The sequence below is a fragment of the Paenibacillus sp. JCM 10914 genome (assembly GCF_001315105.1).
Taxonomy (GTDB): domain Bacteria; phylum Bacillota; class Bacilli; order Paenibacillales; family Paenibacillaceae; genus Paenibacillus_AQ.
Window position 1 is genome coordinate 64,590 of sequence record NZ_BAZR01000004.1, and the last position, 17,164, is coordinate 81,753.

Annotated in this window: 12 protein-coding genes, 2 tRNA genes and 1 pseudogene; all 15 read left to right on the plus strand. The window is 48.7% G+C overall.

The genetic code is table 11. From position 1 onward, the window contains the following. Window positions 1-124: 124 nt before the first annotated feature. The 15 genes and pseudogenes from JCM10914_RS07580 (at window position 125) to pheT (ending at window position 16,978) form a co-directional block, all read left to right on the plus strand. Window positions 125-868, plus strand: coding sequence for a hypothetical protein (locus tag JCM10914_RS07580; protein ID WP_036717336.1), 744 nt, complete (start codon window positions 125-127; stop codon window positions 866-868). A gap of 110 nt (window positions 869-978) precedes the next feature. Then, the gene (locus JCM10914_RS07585) at window positions 979-1,830 is read left to right on the plus strand and encodes a sugar phosphate isomerase/epimerase (protein ID WP_023959223.1); all 852 of its coding nucleotides are present in this window, start codon (window positions 979-981) and stop codon (window positions 1,828-1,830) included. 65 nt (window positions 1,831-1,895) lie between these two features. Continuing rightward, window positions 1,896-2,783, plus strand: a complete 888-nt coding sequence (locus JCM10914_RS07590; protein WP_023959225.1) for an AraC family transcriptional regulator — start codon at window positions 1,896-1,898, stop codon at window positions 2,781-2,783. 20 nt (window positions 2,784-2,803) lie between these two features. Next, window positions 2,804-3,811, plus strand: a complete 1,008-nt coding sequence (locus JCM10914_RS07595) for a zinc-binding alcohol dehydrogenase (protein WP_023959227.1) — start codon at window positions 2,804-2,806, stop codon at window positions 3,809-3,811. 35 nt (window positions 3,812-3,846) lie between these two features. Further along, entirely contained in the window at window positions 3,847-4,686 is an 840-nt protein-coding gene (locus JCM10914_RS07600) for a sugar phosphate isomerase/epimerase (RefSeq protein ID WP_023959229.1), read from the plus strand. Window positions 4,687-4,827: 141 nt separating this feature from the next. Next, window positions 4,828-5,904: a 3-isopropylmalate dehydrogenase gene (gene leuB, locus JCM10914_RS07605; RefSeq protein WP_023959231.1), complete on the plus strand. Its 1,077-nt coding sequence runs from the start codon at window positions 4,828-4,830 to the stop codon at window positions 5,902-5,904. A gap of 165 nt (window positions 5,905-6,069) precedes the next feature. Then, entirely contained in the window at window positions 6,070-6,609 is a 540-nt protein-coding gene (locus tag JCM10914_RS07610) for a peroxiredoxin (protein ID WP_023959233.1), read from the plus strand. A 279-nt stretch (window positions 6,610-6,888) separates the two neighbouring features. After that, window positions 6,889-7,295, plus strand: a pseudogene (locus JCM10914_RS07615) (hypothetical protein). Window positions 7,296-7,588: 293 nt separating this feature from the next. Next, window positions 7,589-8,713, plus strand: a complete 1,125-nt coding sequence (locus tag JCM10914_RS07620) for an ATP-binding protein (RefSeq protein ID WP_023959237.1) — start codon at window positions 7,589-7,591, stop codon at window positions 8,711-8,713. A 182-nt stretch (window positions 8,714-8,895) separates the two neighbouring features. Then, window positions 8,896-9,861 (plus strand): aldolase catalytic domain-containing protein, encoded by a 966-nt coding sequence (locus tag JCM10914_RS07625; protein WP_023959238.1) that lies wholly within the window; start codon window positions 8,896-8,898, stop codon window positions 9,859-9,861. Between the two features lie 157 nt (window positions 9,862-10,018). After that, window positions 10,019-10,092, plus strand: a tRNA-Pro gene (locus tag JCM10914_RS07630). A 77-nt stretch (window positions 10,093-10,169) separates the two neighbouring features. Continuing rightward, a tRNA-Gly gene (locus JCM10914_RS07635) sits at window positions 10,170-10,240 on the plus strand. A gap of 923 nt (window positions 10,241-11,163) precedes the next feature. Continuing rightward, the gene (abc-f, locus tag JCM10914_RS07645) at window positions 11,164-13,038 is read left to right on the plus strand and encodes a ribosomal protection-like ABC-F family protein (RefSeq protein ID WP_023959239.1); all 1,875 of its coding nucleotides are present in this window, start codon (window positions 11,164-11,166) and stop codon (window positions 13,036-13,038) included. A 426-nt stretch (window positions 13,039-13,464) separates the two neighbouring features. Next, on the plus strand, window positions 13,465-14,499 hold the full coding sequence (pheS, locus tag JCM10914_RS07650) for a phenylalanine--tRNA ligase subunit alpha (protein WP_023959241.1): 1,035 nt from the start codon (window positions 13,465-13,467) through the stop codon (window positions 14,497-14,499). 31 nt (window positions 14,500-14,530) lie between these two features. Further along, entirely contained in the window at window positions 14,531-16,978 is a 2,448-nt protein-coding gene (pheT, locus tag JCM10914_RS07655; RefSeq protein ID WP_023959243.1) for a phenylalanine--tRNA ligase subunit beta, read from the plus strand. Window positions 16,979-17,164: the final 186 nt, after the last annotated feature.

Genomic DNA, 17,164 nt, shown 5'->3' on the forward strand with positions numbered 1-17,164 from the left:
TTCGTCGTTAGGTATAAGCCTGGATAAATTCAACCCTATTGTAGCTTAGTTGGAAGAAAAATGTAACCAATCGAATGCGAGAAACGTCAATAATATATAAGACTCTTACATCAAGGAGGATTGCATGAAAAAGAGGAACGATCGTCTTAGAATCATGATGATGTTGGCTCTGACAGCTCTTGTTATGATGCTAAATGCATGCTCAGATACGAAACTTGAATCCGCTAGCGCTACGAATGGCGATATTGCAATACCGAAGGCCATACATTTAACTGAAGAGACTAGGCAATTAATTGACAATACCTTCGAGTCCACCAGGAAGATGCAAGAGCAAATCCGGAACCATGCAGAATCTACTTGGCTTATCCATACTGAGGAAGTACAAATTTCACTCGAGGAATATGTGATGGCCAAGAACAATAAAGCGCTTATTTGGGCTTTGAATGAGCTGGAAGAAAAGCCTTCTGACGATGAGCAATTGCAGGAGATGATCGCTGATCGTTTATTGGCCAGTCATGCGAAGCAGTCAGGAATCGAAGTCACTCCAGATGAAGTGCACGAAGCGCTTGATCAACAGAGAACAATGCTACGCGCTGTTGATGTGACAGATCCGAATCATCAGGCGATTCTTTACATCATGGAGCAGCGGCTTCTCATGACAGGCTTAAGCGAGGAAGAATTTTGGAACAGTGAGGAAGTCTATAATAGCTATGAACAGTCGCTTTATATCACCAAGCTATCGCAACAAATCCGCTCGGATGGGAACCTCAAGGGCATGAATAGCTACGATGAGCTTCGAGATCAACTGCTTACCGACTTCATGAACAGTCGCACGATAGAAGTCCCGGATCTAAGTGAGTTCGTCTAAATACGGTGTTTTAGACAAAAAGTCATGGTTTAAGCTAAAGATTTCATCCGGATACAACCCCTATAATCGGGTTATATCCGGATTTTTTATTTTTTGTGGGGGTGAACTGAATGAACGCATTCAGAGGAAAGGTAGCGGTACATGCCATCACATGGGGCGACAACCATCTGCAAGCACTTGAAGACGCTTCCAGACTCGGTTATCGAGCGATAGAGCCTTGGCCTTCCTTTGCACTTCAATATGAACAGAATGTTACACAATTCAAGGAACTGCTGGCGCAGCATCATTTAGAGCTTTCCGGACTATATGGAGGTGTAGTGGGAGACAGCCGGTTTGCCGATTCGTCCAAGCGCCGGGAGATTGTAGATTACAATGAACGGCTGGCCCGATTGCTTGTGCAATGCGGAGCGAATCATCTGGTGCTTGGCCCGGGAGGGCCTCGTCATAAGCCGACCAGTCTGGAGGAGCTAAAGGTGGCCGCCGTTACGATTGCCGAGACGGCGCAGCGAACGCTTGAACTTGGTGTCAAAGCTTGCCTTCATCCGCATTTATGGACAGAAGTGCAGGATGAGAATGAGCTGGATGCCATTATGGAGCTATGTAATTCCGATGCTGTTTTTCTCGCACCGGATACGGCTCAACTGACTGGAGCAGGGATGAACCCCGCCGAGATAATCAGACGTTACAAGGATAGGGTCGCCTATGTGCATTTGAAGGATATGACGAAGGACGGTGCCGTCGCCGAAGATTTTCCGATGCTTGCGGGTAAAGAGGTCCCTGTATTTTGCGAGCTGGGGTTGGGGAAAATCGAATTCGATCCCATTATCGAAGCGTTGAACGATATGGGATACGAGGGCTGGTTAACCGTCGAGATCGACCAGTCGACACATACCCCGTACCGAAGCTTGGAAATATGCCGGGAGTTTGTGGAGCAGAGGCTTCAAATTCAGGTAAGGAAATAGAGTTGTTGGGCTCGATGCGAGAATGGATTATAGTGAAAGTATAATCTAACGGCTTGGAGGAACGAATGATGGAAGCATGGATGAACACCATTTCTCCCTATGTGAGATTCGTCAAAATCGTGAAATCGCCTTCACTATCCGGCGAGTGGATTGATTTTGATCACGTATTTACCTATATCGAGCAAGGAGAAGCTGAATTTATATTAAATGGGGTAAGGTATGCGGCGAGAGAGGGCGATCTTTTTTTGATGCCCCCTATGCTTCCCCATATCATTCGCACGACTTCAGAGGTCCCATTGATTCAATATATTATACACTTTGATCTTTACTACGATGATATGCGAAGCGGCTGGAAGGAAACAGGCCTAATAGATGAGCAGACCAGACAAATCCCGGAAAGGGAGCAAGCGCTGGCTGATGTATTCCCTGTTGCTCATTTACGTACTTCAGACCGGATGGAAGTAAAGAAGAGATTTTTGCTTATGCAAAAAGTGTTTCTCGACGAAATGCAAAACCGCGATCTTCGGACCAAGGCGATTGCAACGGAACTTCTTTATTTTTTCCACAAGGGACAGGTAGACCGCAACGAGCAGGAAGGCAAACTTACCAAAGGATGGGGTGTGTTGGAGAAAGCGATTAGCTATATCCATGCACATTATGCTGATGCAGGCCTGGATAATACCACGATCAGTCAGCATGCCGGTGTCTCGACGAATCATTTATCGTTCTTGTTCAAGGAGCAATTGCAAATCACCATTCAAAAATATGTAACCCATGTGCGGATCGAGCAGGCCAAAGCGAAGATGATGGATGGACATAAAACGATGACGGTCGTCGCGGAAGAAGTTGGCTTTTCCAGCATCCATTTGTTCAGCCGCTCTTTTAAAGCGACGGTTGGCATTACGCCAAGCCAGTTTTTCGCCGCCAACTCGGCAATCCGCAAGGAAGGGTAAAGAGGAGGATCATCATTTCCATGCAGAATAAACAAATCGTATTTACGGCGCCATGGCAGGTTGAGGTTCAGAATACAAGCTTGTCCGTTTCCACCATCGGTGAACATGACGCGTTAGTGAAAAAGATATATACGTTGATCAGCCCAGGAACGGAACTCGCCTGCCTTTCCGGCAATGAGGGATGGTTCGGAATGCCGGGCGTGCCCGGATATGCTGCGGTGAGTGAAATTATCGAAGTTGGCAACGGCGTCACTGAATTTAACGCGGGCGACATCGTATTCCATTACGGCGATCATTCGGCTTATCAAATCGTTTCTACCGAGGGCATGTTTATGAAAGCGCCACAGAATATTCCGCTTTCCTGGGTTCCGTTTACGCGGATGGCAACGGTAGCCTTCACTTCGACACGGATATCGCAAATCGAATTAGGCGATCACGTTGCTGTTACAGGTCTGGGATTGATCGGCAATATGGCTTCGCAGTTGGCTAAGCTTCAGGGTGCCAATGTCTTCGGAATCGATTTGTCCGAGCAGCGGCTGATCATGGCAGAGAAGACGGCGATTAGCGCGGCCTTGCATGCCGGACACGCCAACGTCCGGGAGGAGATTATGAAGCTGACCGGCGGCGAAGGCGTATCGACCTTGATCGAAGCGACGGGGGTGCCGAAAGCGGCCGTTGATAATCTGCCTCTAATCGCCAAGTTCGGAGAACTGATTTTTTTGGGCAGCCCGCGTGGTGAATACCAGACCAATGTTACCGAAATACTCAATTACGTCCATTTGATGAATTATGGCAGCATTACCTTTAAGGGTGCGCATGAATGGCGTTATCCGGTCGAGAAGAACGGATTTGTAAAGCATTCGCTCGTACGTAATTCGCAGATCGTATTTAGATTGATGGCCGAGAACAAGTTGCTCGTTGAACCGCTGATCAGCCATGTTTTGAAGCCGGAGGAAGCGGGTGCCGCTTACGAAGGATTAAGGAATGACAAAGAGCATTACTACGGCGTGTTATTTGATTGGTCCTAATAACATACTTATTACGCAAGGAGGAGACGAATACGATGCTGAGAGGATTAACACGAGCCGGACTAAACATGGTTGGCGACGATAAGCAGTTGCTGGAGCAGGCTTCGAAGAATGGTTTCCAGGCCGTGGAGCTTGATGCTGCAAGCTTGATCGAAGCTGAAGGACTGGAAGCAGCCAAGGAACTGCTGCGTACCCACAAAATGACGATGGGGGCTATCGACCTGGGCTTGGATTGGAGAAACGGCGAAGAAGAGTTTCAGGAAGGGCTTGCTTCGTTGGAGCGTCGTGCTAAGGCGGCAGCTTTGCTCGGCGGGGATGTCTGCTGCACGTATATATTGCCGTCAACGGACAATTCTCCTGCTGTGCTGGCCGTTCGAGCCGTTGGCCGGTTGCGGCAATGCGCTGATATCGTTGGCGCGCATGGTCTGAAGTTGGCCCTTGAATTCGTTGGTCCGCATCATTGGCGGTCGGCTTTCCGCTACCCGTTCATTCATACGTTGGAGGATACGTTGGCGTTCATTGATGCGATTGATAGAAATAACGTCGGCTTATTGCTGGATTCTTATCACTGGCATACAAACGGTTTGACCACAGCGGATCTGGAACGATTGTCGAGCAATCAAATCGCCTATGTTCATCTTAACGATGCCAAGGAAATGCCGATTGAGGAAGTATTGGACCATGACCGCTTGTATCCAGGAGAGGGCGTTATCGATTTGGGCGGCTTTATGCGCAGTCTGCAAAAAATCGACTATACGGGTATCGTTGCGCAGGAAGTTCTGATGCCACAGGACGATCGGGCTCCGCAATCGTCGGAAGAGGCTTTCCTGCGTTCGAAGACAGGCTTCGACCAGGTCTTTGCGCAGCTTCATTAAAAGCACCTCGTCCGCCGCTTATAGGCAAAACAAATCAAGTTCATAGTTTCTATATCTTGGTCAACCATAGGCATTCTATGTTACAAATGTAACTAGATCAATAAAATGACTAGTGCATTTATAAATAAGGAGTGACGTAGGATGGCAGAAACGAAGAAAATCGCCGTAATCGCCGGTGACGGTATCGGACCAGAGGTCGTAGCTGAGGCGGAGAAGATCATTAAACGTACCGAAGAGGTGTTCGGATATTCTTTTACAACGGAGCACGCGCTCTTCGGCGGCATCGCAATCGATGAGAAGGGCACACCGCTTCCGGAGGAAACACTGAGCGTATGTAAGAGTGCCGATGCTGTACTGCTTGGTGCCGTAGGTGGACCGAAATGGGATAACAACTCTAAAGAGCTTCGCCCCGAAACAGGACTGCTCGGCATTCGTAAAGAGCTCGGCCTGTTCTCCAACCTCCGTCCTGCTGTTATCTTCGACTGCTTGAAAGATGCATCCACACTGAAGCCGGAGGTTCTGGAAGGTACAGACTTGATGGTTGTCCGTGAACTGACAGGCGGTATTTACTTTGGCGAGAAGTTTAGACGCGAAGGCGCCTTTGGCGAAGAAGCGGTGGATACATGCGTGTATAACACGGCGGAAGTAGAGCGCATTGTACACCAAGCGTTCGAAATCGCTCAGAAGCGCCGGAAGAAATTGGCCTCGGTGGATAAAGCCAACGTGCTGGAAACTTCCCGTCTGTGGCGTGAAACGGTGAACCGGATTGCACCGGATTATCCGGATGTAGAGCTGGAGCATGTGCTGGTGGACAACTGTGCGATGCAGCTTCTGCGCCGTCCGTCCAGCTTCGACGTAATCGTTACGGAGAACATGTTCGGCGATATCCTCAGCGACGAAGCAGCTATGCTGACAGGTTCGATCGGTATGTTGGCATCGGCGTCGATGGGGCAAGGGGATTTTGGTCTGTATGAGCCAGTGCACGGTTCCGCACCAGACATTGCTGGTCAAGGCCTGGCGAATCCGATCGCAACGATTCTTTCTGTCGCTTTGATGTATCGCCTGACTTTCGGTTATGCCGATGCAGCGGATGCGATTGAGCGTGCCGTAGCAGAGGTCCTGGATGCCGGACATCGTACAGCGGATATTGCAGTCGACAAGAGCCAAGCGCTAAGTACAACACAAATGGGCGATCTGATTGCGGCGGCAATCCGTTAAGAACCGTTCATAGAATATCCTTATTTATAATCATTATAATAAAATAACCGCTATAATCTTGACTTTGAATTCTCTCGATGATAACATTTCTAGTGAATGTTCATAGGAACATATAATTGTAGAAAATACTCATATTTTTTACATATGTTAAGGAGGAATTCAATCATGGCAGAACGTTTGGTTGGTAAACCAGCTCCTGATTTCACAATGGAAACCGTATCGGGAGACGGTAAAGAATTTGGTAAAGTCAGCCTGTCCGACTACCGCGGCAAATGGCTCGTATTCTTCTTTTATCCTCTCGATTTCACTTTTGTATGCCCAACTGAAATCACAGCGCTCAGTGATGCTGCTGATCAGTTCAAGGCACTCGATACTGAGATTCTGGGTGTTAGCGTTGACTCGATCCACAGCCATAAAGCATGGATCAACACTTCGAAAGAAGCTAACGGGCTGGGCGCATTGAACTTCCCACTCGCTTCCGACATCACGAAGCAAGTGGCAAGCGACTATGGCGTTCTGATCGAAGAAGAAGGCATCGCGCTTCGCGGTCTTTACATCATCGATCCAGAAGGCGAATTGAAGTATCAAGTGGTTAACCACAACGATGTAGGCCGTAGTGTTGAAGAGACACTTCGCGTCCTCCAAGCGCTTCAATCCGGTGGATTGTGCCCGATGAACTGGAAGCCAGGCGACAACAACCTGTAAGCCGCTTCTCACAGTAAACTTTGACAACCCTCACGATCTGACACTTTAGTGCAGATCATGAGGGTTTTTTCAACCGATTGATTTGGTTATAAAATGGGAAGACTATTGTTTAGAGAAGCTAACATTAGTTGATATATAGGTAAGGTGTAGGCAATCATCCTTATATAGGAATTAGGAACCAATTTTTTGTAAAACTCTTTTTTCCTTGAAGGAATTAGAGTGGATGAAAGCGAATACAATAGTCAAACAATGGATGAATGGTGGAGGAGGGTGAACGGTATGAGTTTTTGCTGTGGGGCTAGTATGATGGGCACGAAGGTACGTTGAAGCATTATCGGACTCAGGTACATAATGTTCCCCTGCTGACATGTCCAGTATGCCATCGCGTGGAAGTGCATCACCGGGTTGAAAGCGAGTATGAAATATTAGCCGAGTACGCGCATGGTGATGGTGCTTCTCATGTGGATTTTCAAGAGTATGTGATGGAAGATGAGGAAGCCATCTTTGAGAATGTGGTCAACCGTGAATCGGAAGACCCGATGACCGTCGTCCAAAGTCAGATTGATCTATCGCTTGATCTGTTGGTGGTTGCGAAGTGGATGCAAGATGAGAAGTGGCAATTGGAACTGAAAAGACGTCTTGCGGTGATGAGCCAGCGCCGCCTCCGACTTCAGAGACAACCGTAATCAAATACAGTCAGAGCCTCGTGTGATACCATACCCGGGGCTTTTTAGTATTGAATAAGTGGGTAAATAGGATGTGTACCTATTGTGTTTGGCGGCAATGGAAATGACCATTTTAGTAAGGTTTCCATTATTCGACAGGATTTCTGATTGACGTTTGTTTGCCTTGGTGACTATCATGGAAGGAAGCAGATCGTGAGGCTGCTATTGATTCAAGGCGGACAAGCTCGGAGCACTTGTGTGTATCGTGTCGGTTTGGTGAGTTCAACTTTTCAAGAAAAGGGGGAGCCATCTTGTTGAGTCAAATCCGTGAATCTGAGTTGCAGGTTATTCGTTCGTTTCACACCAGCCAGCTTATTAGGAACAAGTACGAGAATATACTGGAGAATCTCGACAGCGGGATTATCCTCTTTGATAGTGACGGTGTATTGGCCTTTGTTAATGTACAGATGGCGAAATTGCTAGGCGTCCCCCGCAAGTCGTTAACCGGCTGCACGCTGACCCAACTCCTTCGTCATCCTCAGCTCTCCAGGTTTAAAAAGAAGAAGATCGTCCGTATTTATCGCGAGACCGTGTTTCATAAGCGAAGATTTCATGAAATCGTGGATGAATTTGGACGATCTTGGCTGATTACGATGACATATGGTGATCAGATGGAAGGCGATTTTTTAATCAGTGTGAAGGATGTATCCGATTTTAAACGTATAGAACAGAGTGCATACCAGAATGACAAACTCGCCATGCTCGGCAAGATTTCGGCATCCATAGCCCATGAGATCCGTAATCCGCTTACATCGATCCGTGGATTCATCCAATTGCTGCGGCCGCACCTTGTTAGTCTGGGTAAAGACGAGTATGCCCGAATCATTCTCACGGAGATCGACCGGGCGAACGACATCATCTACGAGTTTCTCAATTCGTCTAAGCCATCGGCGCCAGAGACGAAGATCGTATCAGTCTCATCTTTACTTAAAGAGGTAGTTCTGCTAACAGAGAGCGAAGCACTCATGAAAGGCTGTCAGATTGATCTTCATACGGATGATACACTGCCCGCTTACATATCGGTGGACGTGAAACAAATCAAGCAAGTCATTCTGAATATTATCAAAAATGCATTAGACGCTATATTCGAGCAACATGATGAAGATATTACCGGTATGATTCATATTTCAGCCAAGGATAACGGTAAGCATATTAGCATTTGCATTGCCGATAACGGAAAAGGAATGGATCAGAATACGCTAAACCATCTGTTCAATCCCTTTTTCACAACCAAAGAGAGTGGAACAGGGCTCGGTCTCTCCGTGAGCTACAGTATAATCAGGAACCATGGAGGTTCGATCGCCGTTGACAGTCAGGTTGGGGCAGGCACGGAATTTGTCATTACCTTCCCGAAGCTTGATCTGCCGAACGATGAATAGACAATTCCTATTCGATATTTCAGCAACTGAACAATAGCTGTTCCTGCGGAATGGCTTTTTCTTTTTGTGCGGATGCCTGAAGGGCTAATCCATAGTCTTCCCAGCGGGAAATATGCTTTACTTTTAAGACTGCCATCAAGTATGATGAAGAGAAAACCAGCTGAGAGGAGTTTAGCTTAGAAATGATTAAGAGTAGTCAGACCAAGATAGTGGACTGTACCATTCGCGATGGCGGATTGGTAAACAACTGGGATTTTAGCGTGGAATTCGTACAAAATTTATATGCAGGCCTAAATGAGGCTGGCGTGGACTATATGGAAATCGGCTATAAGAACTCACCTAAATTGTTGAAAGGCGCGGATCAAGCAGGACCATGGCGCTTTTTGGATGATGATTTCTTGAAGGAAGTCATTCCACTCAAAGGCAAAACGAAGCTCTCGGCGCTCGTGGATATTGGACGGGTAGATGTGGACGATATTTTGCCGCGTGAAGAAAGCTTGCTGGATTTGATCCGTGTGGCTTGCTACATTAAAGATGTCGATAAGGCGCTCGCTCTCGTTCAGACCTTCCATGATCGGGGATATGAGACTACGTTGAACATCATGGCACTCTCGAACGTAATGGAGAATGAGCTGCAGGAAGCGTTTGAGATGATCAAGGACAGTGTTGTGGATGTGGTCTACATTGTGGATTCATACGGAAGTCTGGATCATAAGGATATGGAGTACCTCGTGAATAAATTCAAGACACATCTGCCGGAGAAGCGTCTTGGCGTTCATACACATAACAATATGCAGCTAGCGTTCTCGAATACGCTGATCGCCGCTGACCTTGGCGTGGAATTGCTGGATGCTTCGGTGTACGGAATGGGCCGAGCGGCCGGTAACTGTCCAACCGAGTTGCTGGTTACGCACCTGAAGGGCACGAAATATGAGATTCGTCCGGTTCTGGATATTATTGAGCGCTTTATGATCCCGCTTCGTGAAAAAGAAGAGTGGGGATACATCATGCCTTATATGATCACTGGCAGTCTGGATGAGCATCCACGTTCGGCAATGGCGCTGCGCGCATCCGACGATAAGGACAAAATCGTAGATTTCTACGACAAACTCACAACGCCGGAAGTTACGTTCGATAATAACAAATAAGCGTGATAAGCACATAACCAGCAGTGTCTTCCGTTAGGAGGATGCTGCTGGTTTTAGTTTAGCGGGCTGTATTACGATTTCCAGAAAATAATGGTTGAAATTATATATTCAGCGTGGTATATTTATTTTTGTCTTCAAAAGACGTCATCAATTATAACGGGACGTAGCTCAGCTTGGTAGAGCACCTGGTTTGGGACCAGGGGGTCGCATGTTCAAATCGTGTCGTCCCGATTCGCTTAAGTATTAGAGCCCCGTATAAGTATTCGGCATAAACCCCGAAGCGTAATTTTACTTTCGTGGGTTGATATGCGGGTGTAGTTCAATGGTAGAACTCCAGCCTTCCAAGCTGGTAGCGTGGGTTCGATTCCCATCACCCGCTTTTGATTAAGTAAGACCTGAAACCCTTGGCCCACAAGGGTTTTTTGTTTGTCCTTTTTTGGCACAATACGGACTCCATCATGATCAAGTGGTTATTGAAGGGGCGAACTTCCCGAAATTATGGATTAAGCATTTCCGAACGCTCTCCAGCTTCGCGGCTTATCACCACTCGACTCAAAAAAGGAGAACCTACTAGCTGTGTGCTAACAGGTTCTTCTTCTGGAGTTGTATTAATCTGCTCACATGCTTTATTTCCTCTAACGGCACCCAGACTGGACCATAAACACTCCGCATCTTTAAGCGATCTGTGCAAGCATCCGGTATACCTTGTAATACTGCGCCATCGATAAGGTATATCATCACGCTTTGCTTCTTCTTGATGGCTATCTTTAGTTCTTTATCCCACATATGATTGATCACGCACCCATGACTAAAGTAATAATGTTAGTATATCAAAGGTGGGTAAAATTTACTATATCGATCATTGATTTTCACAGAAATTTATAGACTAACATGGCTTCCATCGTCCGCGTGCTTTTATTTGTGCCATGTTACAATCGTGTAGTCACAGTTAATTGCCTATTTGACAATCGATGATGATCTGCTATACTAACCGTAATTTGATTCTAAAGAATGCGAGGTACCTCGTCCAATGAAGTAAGACACCCTTTTCTCGATACAACTGCATGTGAAGTTGCAGGCGTTTCTCTACGGTAGTAGAGGAGAGATTAGGTGTGTCTGAATAGGGTGACTGGGTGCCTTTTTTGTGTTATAGCAGGCACTCTGTATGGTGGGTCTTTTTTTTTGCTTTACCCGCTATCTGTCCTTTGTTTCCTCAGAGCCATACCGTGATCATCTCCATATCTGCCGCAGGCCGCCGCCTGCGGTTTTTTGATTTTTCTCAAAGAGAGAGGATGAGGCTGTATGACGATGATTCTAAAGGCTACGAATATAAGTATGGAATTGAATGGAAAAACGCTGCTTGATCAGGTACAACTTGAGGTTGCCGAAGGCGAGCGCATTGCCCTCTACGGTCGTAACGGAGCCGGCAAGTCAACCTTATTATCGATTCTGGCGGGAGAGAGGGTTCCGCAAACGGGCAGGGTTGAAGCCATCCTGTCCAGAGATCGCTGGGGCTGGCTGAGACAGCAGGATGAACCGGAGGAATTCTTGATGTGTGCACTCGATGCGGTTCGCAGCCGCAGTCATGCTGCGCTGTGGGAGTTGAAATCACGGATTGCTGGGGCAGAACGACAGATGAATCGGCTTGCCGATGTGAATGAACCGGAGAAGCTCGTAGAACATTATGGCGATCTGTTAGAGCAATATGAGGCTCAGGGTGGTTTCCCGTGGGAAACCGAAGTAGAGAAGGCTATGAAGATGCTTGGCTTGGGCCAAGAAGTGTGGTCGGTCCCTTACAGGGAGCTTAGCGGAGGCCAGAAGACGAAGGTGATGCTGGCTGCGCTGCTCGTATCTTCGCCGAGGTTTCTGCTGCTCGATGAACCGACGAATCATCTGGACAGCGAGAGTCTCGTTTGGCTAGAGCAATGGCTAGTATCAACGTATAAAGGCACGGTGCTGTTCGTGTCACATGACCGGGAATTTATGGATCGTGTAGCAACGACCGTGTGCGAACTGTCGGATGGAGGGCTAACGCGATACCGCGGTGGTTACTCCGATTACCGGAAGGAGAAGGAGCGGGAGCTGCGCGAACAAGAGGCCCTTTACCGCAAGCAGGAACTGGCCCGCAAAGCGCTGGAGGAATCTATTCGAAGATACCAGGAGTGGTTTCATAAAGCCCACAACGCGGCTGGCGACGTAAATGAGGTCAAGATTACGGCGAGTTTCTACAAAGCCAAGGCAAATAAGAATATCTCGAGGTATCATGCCAAAGAAAAAGCGCTGGAGCGGCTTGAGGCGGAGCGTGTGGATAAACCGCGCAGCGGCCCCAGACTGAATATGGAGCTTGAGGGCGACAGCTTCGGTGGTCGGACGCTGATCCATGTGAGGGATATGAGCTTCGGCTTCGACGGCCATATATTATTTCAACAGATGTCATTTTACTTGAATCGCAGGGATCGCTTGGCGGTCAGAGGCCCCAACGGCAGCGGTAAAACTACGCTCCTGAGGCTGTTACTGGGTGAATTACATCCGGAGGAAGGAGAAGTTATACGGAATCCGGCCGTCAAGGTCGGCTACTTCTCACAAGAGCTGGAAGGGCTGGATCCCGGAACGACCCTGCTCGATAGCTTGTTAGTCATTCCAGGCATGACCGAGAGCCGTGCAAGAACACTGCTGGGCTGCTTCCTCTTCCGGCGGGATGATGTGTTTAAGAAGATGGGGCAGCTCAGTATGGGAGAGAAGTGCCGAACCGCTTTCTTGAAATTGTATTTCAGCGGCGCTCATTTGCTCGTGCTGGATGAGCCCTCCAACTATCTGGATATTGATACGCGAGAAGTCATTGAAGAAGTGTTGGCCAGCTTCCCGGGGGCGATTGCACTGGTATCCCATGATCGGTACCTGGTACGCAAAATTGCGAATCGCCTGCTGACGTTACGTCCGCAAAGCGCCCCCATTTGGTTTGAGGGGAGTGTTGATGAGGAGGAGGAACAGGCGTCTCGCGTCGGTGTCATTAAGGGAGATAGTGCAAAGGACAATCGACGGATGGAATTGGAGTACCGTATCCAGGAACTGCTGGGTTTATCCGGTGCTGGCCTAGATGAGGAGACATCCGAAGCCAACTGGCTGGCCGAGATTAGGGAACTTCGGCAAGAATTAGCCCGGCTTCAGTCCAAGTAAGCAGCCCTGGCAAGGGTTAAATCGGAGCCGATTCGGGTAAAATGGGGAAATGAACCTTGCCATATACCGTGAGGTTGCATATAATAGACCCTATATATTTGTATATGTCCAAATGCGTAGATGGAGAAAAGTAGCTAGTACCTCTTAACAGGGATGAGACACCATGGATTGAGAGTGTCTCTTGAGAAACAGGCTGGTGAAGTTCGCTCCGGAGCGGTTCCCTGAACACGGCATCGGCCGGATCAGTAGGGGATAACGGGTCCGATTCGTTACGTCGGTCAAAGTGAGCATAGTAATGGCCTACAGGTCGGTTATAAATGCTAACAAGGGTGGTACCACGGTCTCTTCGTCCCTTTATGGGAGAAGGGGCCTTTTTTGTTTTCTTCAAGATAAGATGTAGTTTACTAAAGGGGTGTGCGAACAGCGATGAAAGAAAAATTGGAAGCACTCAAGCAGGAAGCTTTGGTGCAACTGCAGGCAGTGAACGATCCGCAGCAGTTAAACGACTTACGGGTGAAATACCTTGGTAAAAAAGGAGCCCTGACCGAGATTCTAAGAGGGATGGGCGCGCTTAGCGCCGAAGAGCGTCCTGTCATTGGACAGGTGGCAAATGATGTCCGCGGTGCAATCGAGGAAGTCATTGCCGGTAAACAGGAGGCTTTCTTGCAGCAGGAGACCGAAGAACGTCTGCGTGCCGAGAAAGTGGATGTGACCCTGCCTGGCCGCAAGCTTACACAAGGTGCCGTCCATCCGTTAAGCAAAGTCATTCAGGATATCGAAGATATTTTCATTGGCATGGGTTATCAGGTGGCTGAAGGACCTGAAGTCGAGACGGATTACTTCAATTTCGAAGCGCTGAACTTGCCGAAGAACCATCCGGCACGTGATATGCAGGATTCCTTCTATCTGACAGAAGACCTGTTAATGCGTACACAGACCTCGCCGGTACAAGCGCGCACGATGCTGTCCAGGCAAGGGAAAGTTCCAGTCAAGATTATCTGTCCTGGCCGCGTATTCCGCCGGGATGATGACGATGCAACCCATTCCTTCCAGTTCCATCAGATCGAGGGACTCGTGATCGGCGAGAACATCCGTATGAGCGATCTAAAAGGGACACTGTTGCAATTCGTAAAGGAAATGTTCGGTGAGGATACACAGATTCGTCTGCGTCCGAGTTTCTTCCCTTTTACGGAGCCGAGTGCTGAAGTGGACGTATCTTGTGTACGTTGTGGCGGCAGCGGATGCCGTGTGTGCAAGCAGACAGGCTGGCTCGAAATTTTAGGCTGCGGCATGGTTCATCCGAAAGTGCTTGAAATGGGGGGCTACGATCCGGATCAATACAGCGGCTTCGCCTTCGGCATGGGGGTTGAACGGATTGCGATGCTGAAGCATGGCGTGGACGATATCCGGCACTTCTTCAACAATGACATGACGTTCTTGAAGCAGTTTACGCGGATCTAATTCTAACGATAAAAAGGGAAGTGAACATACAATGAAAGTATCAACGGATTGGTTGTCCGATTATATATCACTGGAAGGCGTAGACTCGGAAACGCTGGCAAGCAAGATTACTTCGGCCGGAATCGAGATCGATGTCATTGAGAAGCGGAATCAGGGGATCAGCAAAGTCGTTGTTGGATACGTCAAGAGTAAAGAGAAGCATCCGGACGCGGATAAGCTGAATGTATGTATCGTGGATGCCGGGCAAGAGGAAGACCTTCAGATCGTCTGCGGAGCCAAGAATGTAGATGCAGGACAGAAGGTGCCGGTGGCTATGGTCGGCGCGAAGCTGCCAGGGGGACTCGATATTAAAAAGGCCAAACTGCGCGGCGTCCTCTCGCAAGGTATGATCTGCTCGGCTAAGGAGCTTGGCATTAATGACAAGCTGCTGCCTAAAGAGCTGCAGGAGGGAATTCTCGTGCTGCCGCAAGGTATTGAAGTCGGGCAGCCGATTCTGGATGTGCTCGGCTTGAACGACGAGGTATTGGAATTTGACCTTACGCCTAATCGTGCAGATTGTCTGAGCATGTTGGGCGCAGCTTATGAAGTGAGCGCCATTCTCGGACGGGAACTTACACTGCCCCATCCCGAGAAAGAATTGATGGAGTCGGCGGATTCAGCCGCCGGCCATGTGTCAGTAACGATTGGTGCTCTGGAGCAATGCAGTCACTATGCCGCACGTTATATTACTGGCGTGAAGATTGCGCCGTCGCCGCTGTGGATGCAGAATCGCTTGATAGCGGCGGGTGTGCGCCCGATTAATAACATCGTTGACATTACGAATTATGTCATGTTGGAATATGGCCAGCCGCTGCATGCATTTGATGCGGATCAGTTGCAGGATGGATCTGTTCACGTGCGTTTGGCCGAAGCCGGAGAGATTATGGTGACGCTGGACGGACAGGAGCGCAAGTTGGAGCCTCATATGTTGGTTATTACGTCAGGCGGGAAGCCTGTAGCATTGGCGGGAGTTATGGGTGGATTGGATTCCGAAGTAACCGAGGGCACGGTGAATATTTTCCTCGAGTCTGCCAAGTTCGATGGCGGAACCGTTCGCAAAACATCCCGTCAGTTGGGACTTCGTTCAGAAGCGAGTTCTCGCTTCGAGAAGGAAGTCGATCCCGCTCGGGTAATTCCTGCACTGAACCGTGCAGCTGCGCTGATAGCGAAGTATGCCAGCGGCACCGTGCATCAAGGGGTTGTCGAAGCTGGCAGCGAGCAGACCGAAGGCCCGGTTATCACATTATCGCTGGAGAAGCTTAACCGTTATCTCGGCACTGAACTGTCTTTACTCGAAGTAAAGACAATTTTCTCCAGACTGCACTTCCAGAGCGGAGACGCGGCTCAAGGTCTGATCGACGTCCAGGTTCCGACCCGCCGCGGTGACATTGTGCTGGATGTGGATTTAATTGAAGAAGTTGCGCGCATGTACGGTTACGATAATATTCCCACAACACCTATCGAGGGACCGACAACGCCAGGGTCACTGACAAAACCGCAAGCGGTTCGCCGTTCCATTCGCCGCTTGCTTACGCACAGCGGTTTCCAGGAAGTGCTGGGGTATTCGTTCATCCATCCGAAGCAGACGGAAATGTTCACGTCGCTCGCTGAGGGCAAGGCCGTTAAGCTTGCAATGCCGATGAGCGAAGATCGTAGCGTATTGCGTACAAGTCTGCTGCCACAGCTGCTTGATATCGCCGTCTATAACGACAATCGCAAGCAGTCGGATTTAGCGTTGTTCGAGATCGGCAATCTGTTCCACACGCAGGAGGAGACCTTGACCAAGCAGCCGCAGGAGCGCCCCGTGCTAGGGTTGCTGTTGTCTGGCCGCAAAGGAATCAAACAATGGAACATCCAGCCGGTGAAGGTCGATTTCTTCGATCTCAAAGGCGCTTTGGAGACGGTTGTGGCTTATCTGGGTGTAGACGCAGATCAAATCACGTATGAGGCGAACAGTCCGGCAGGATTCCATCCGGGACGATCAGCATCGATATATGCCGGGCAAGGGGAAGACAAAAAGCTGCTCGGGGTTATGGGGCAGATTCATCCGAAACAACAGCAAGAGCTGGATCTGGAAGATACCTACGCTGCCGAGGTGTTGCTGGAGCCGCTCTATGACCTGACCAATGAACGGGTGGTTTATCGCGATTTGCCAAGGTTCCCAGGTATGGAGCGTGACCTTGCGCTCGTAGTGAACGAAGAAGTAGAGGCGGGTTCTCTGATCCGGGTAATCCAGGAACATGCCGGCGAACTGCTGCAACAAGTACAGGTATTTGATGTTTTCACTGGAAGCAAGCTGGGCGAAGGCAAGAAGAGTGTCGCCATCTCGCTTACTTACCGTCATCAGGATCGAACTTTGACAGACGAGGAAGTAGCTGGTGTCACGGAAAAAGCGCTGGCTGCCCTTGAGCAAACTTTTGGCGCAGAATTAAGAAAATAGCAGGAATTGTGAAAGCCCGCATCGAATCCATTACATCAGAGATTCGAACGCGGGCTTTTTTGTTCTAATTGAAACTAGGATTTGCATCAAGGTACCCGCAGAGTCCATAATTATAGTGACTATACTGTGTTATCATATACCAATCTTCGGTCCATTCTCGTTCCATTCGTATAAGAAGGTTTTCTT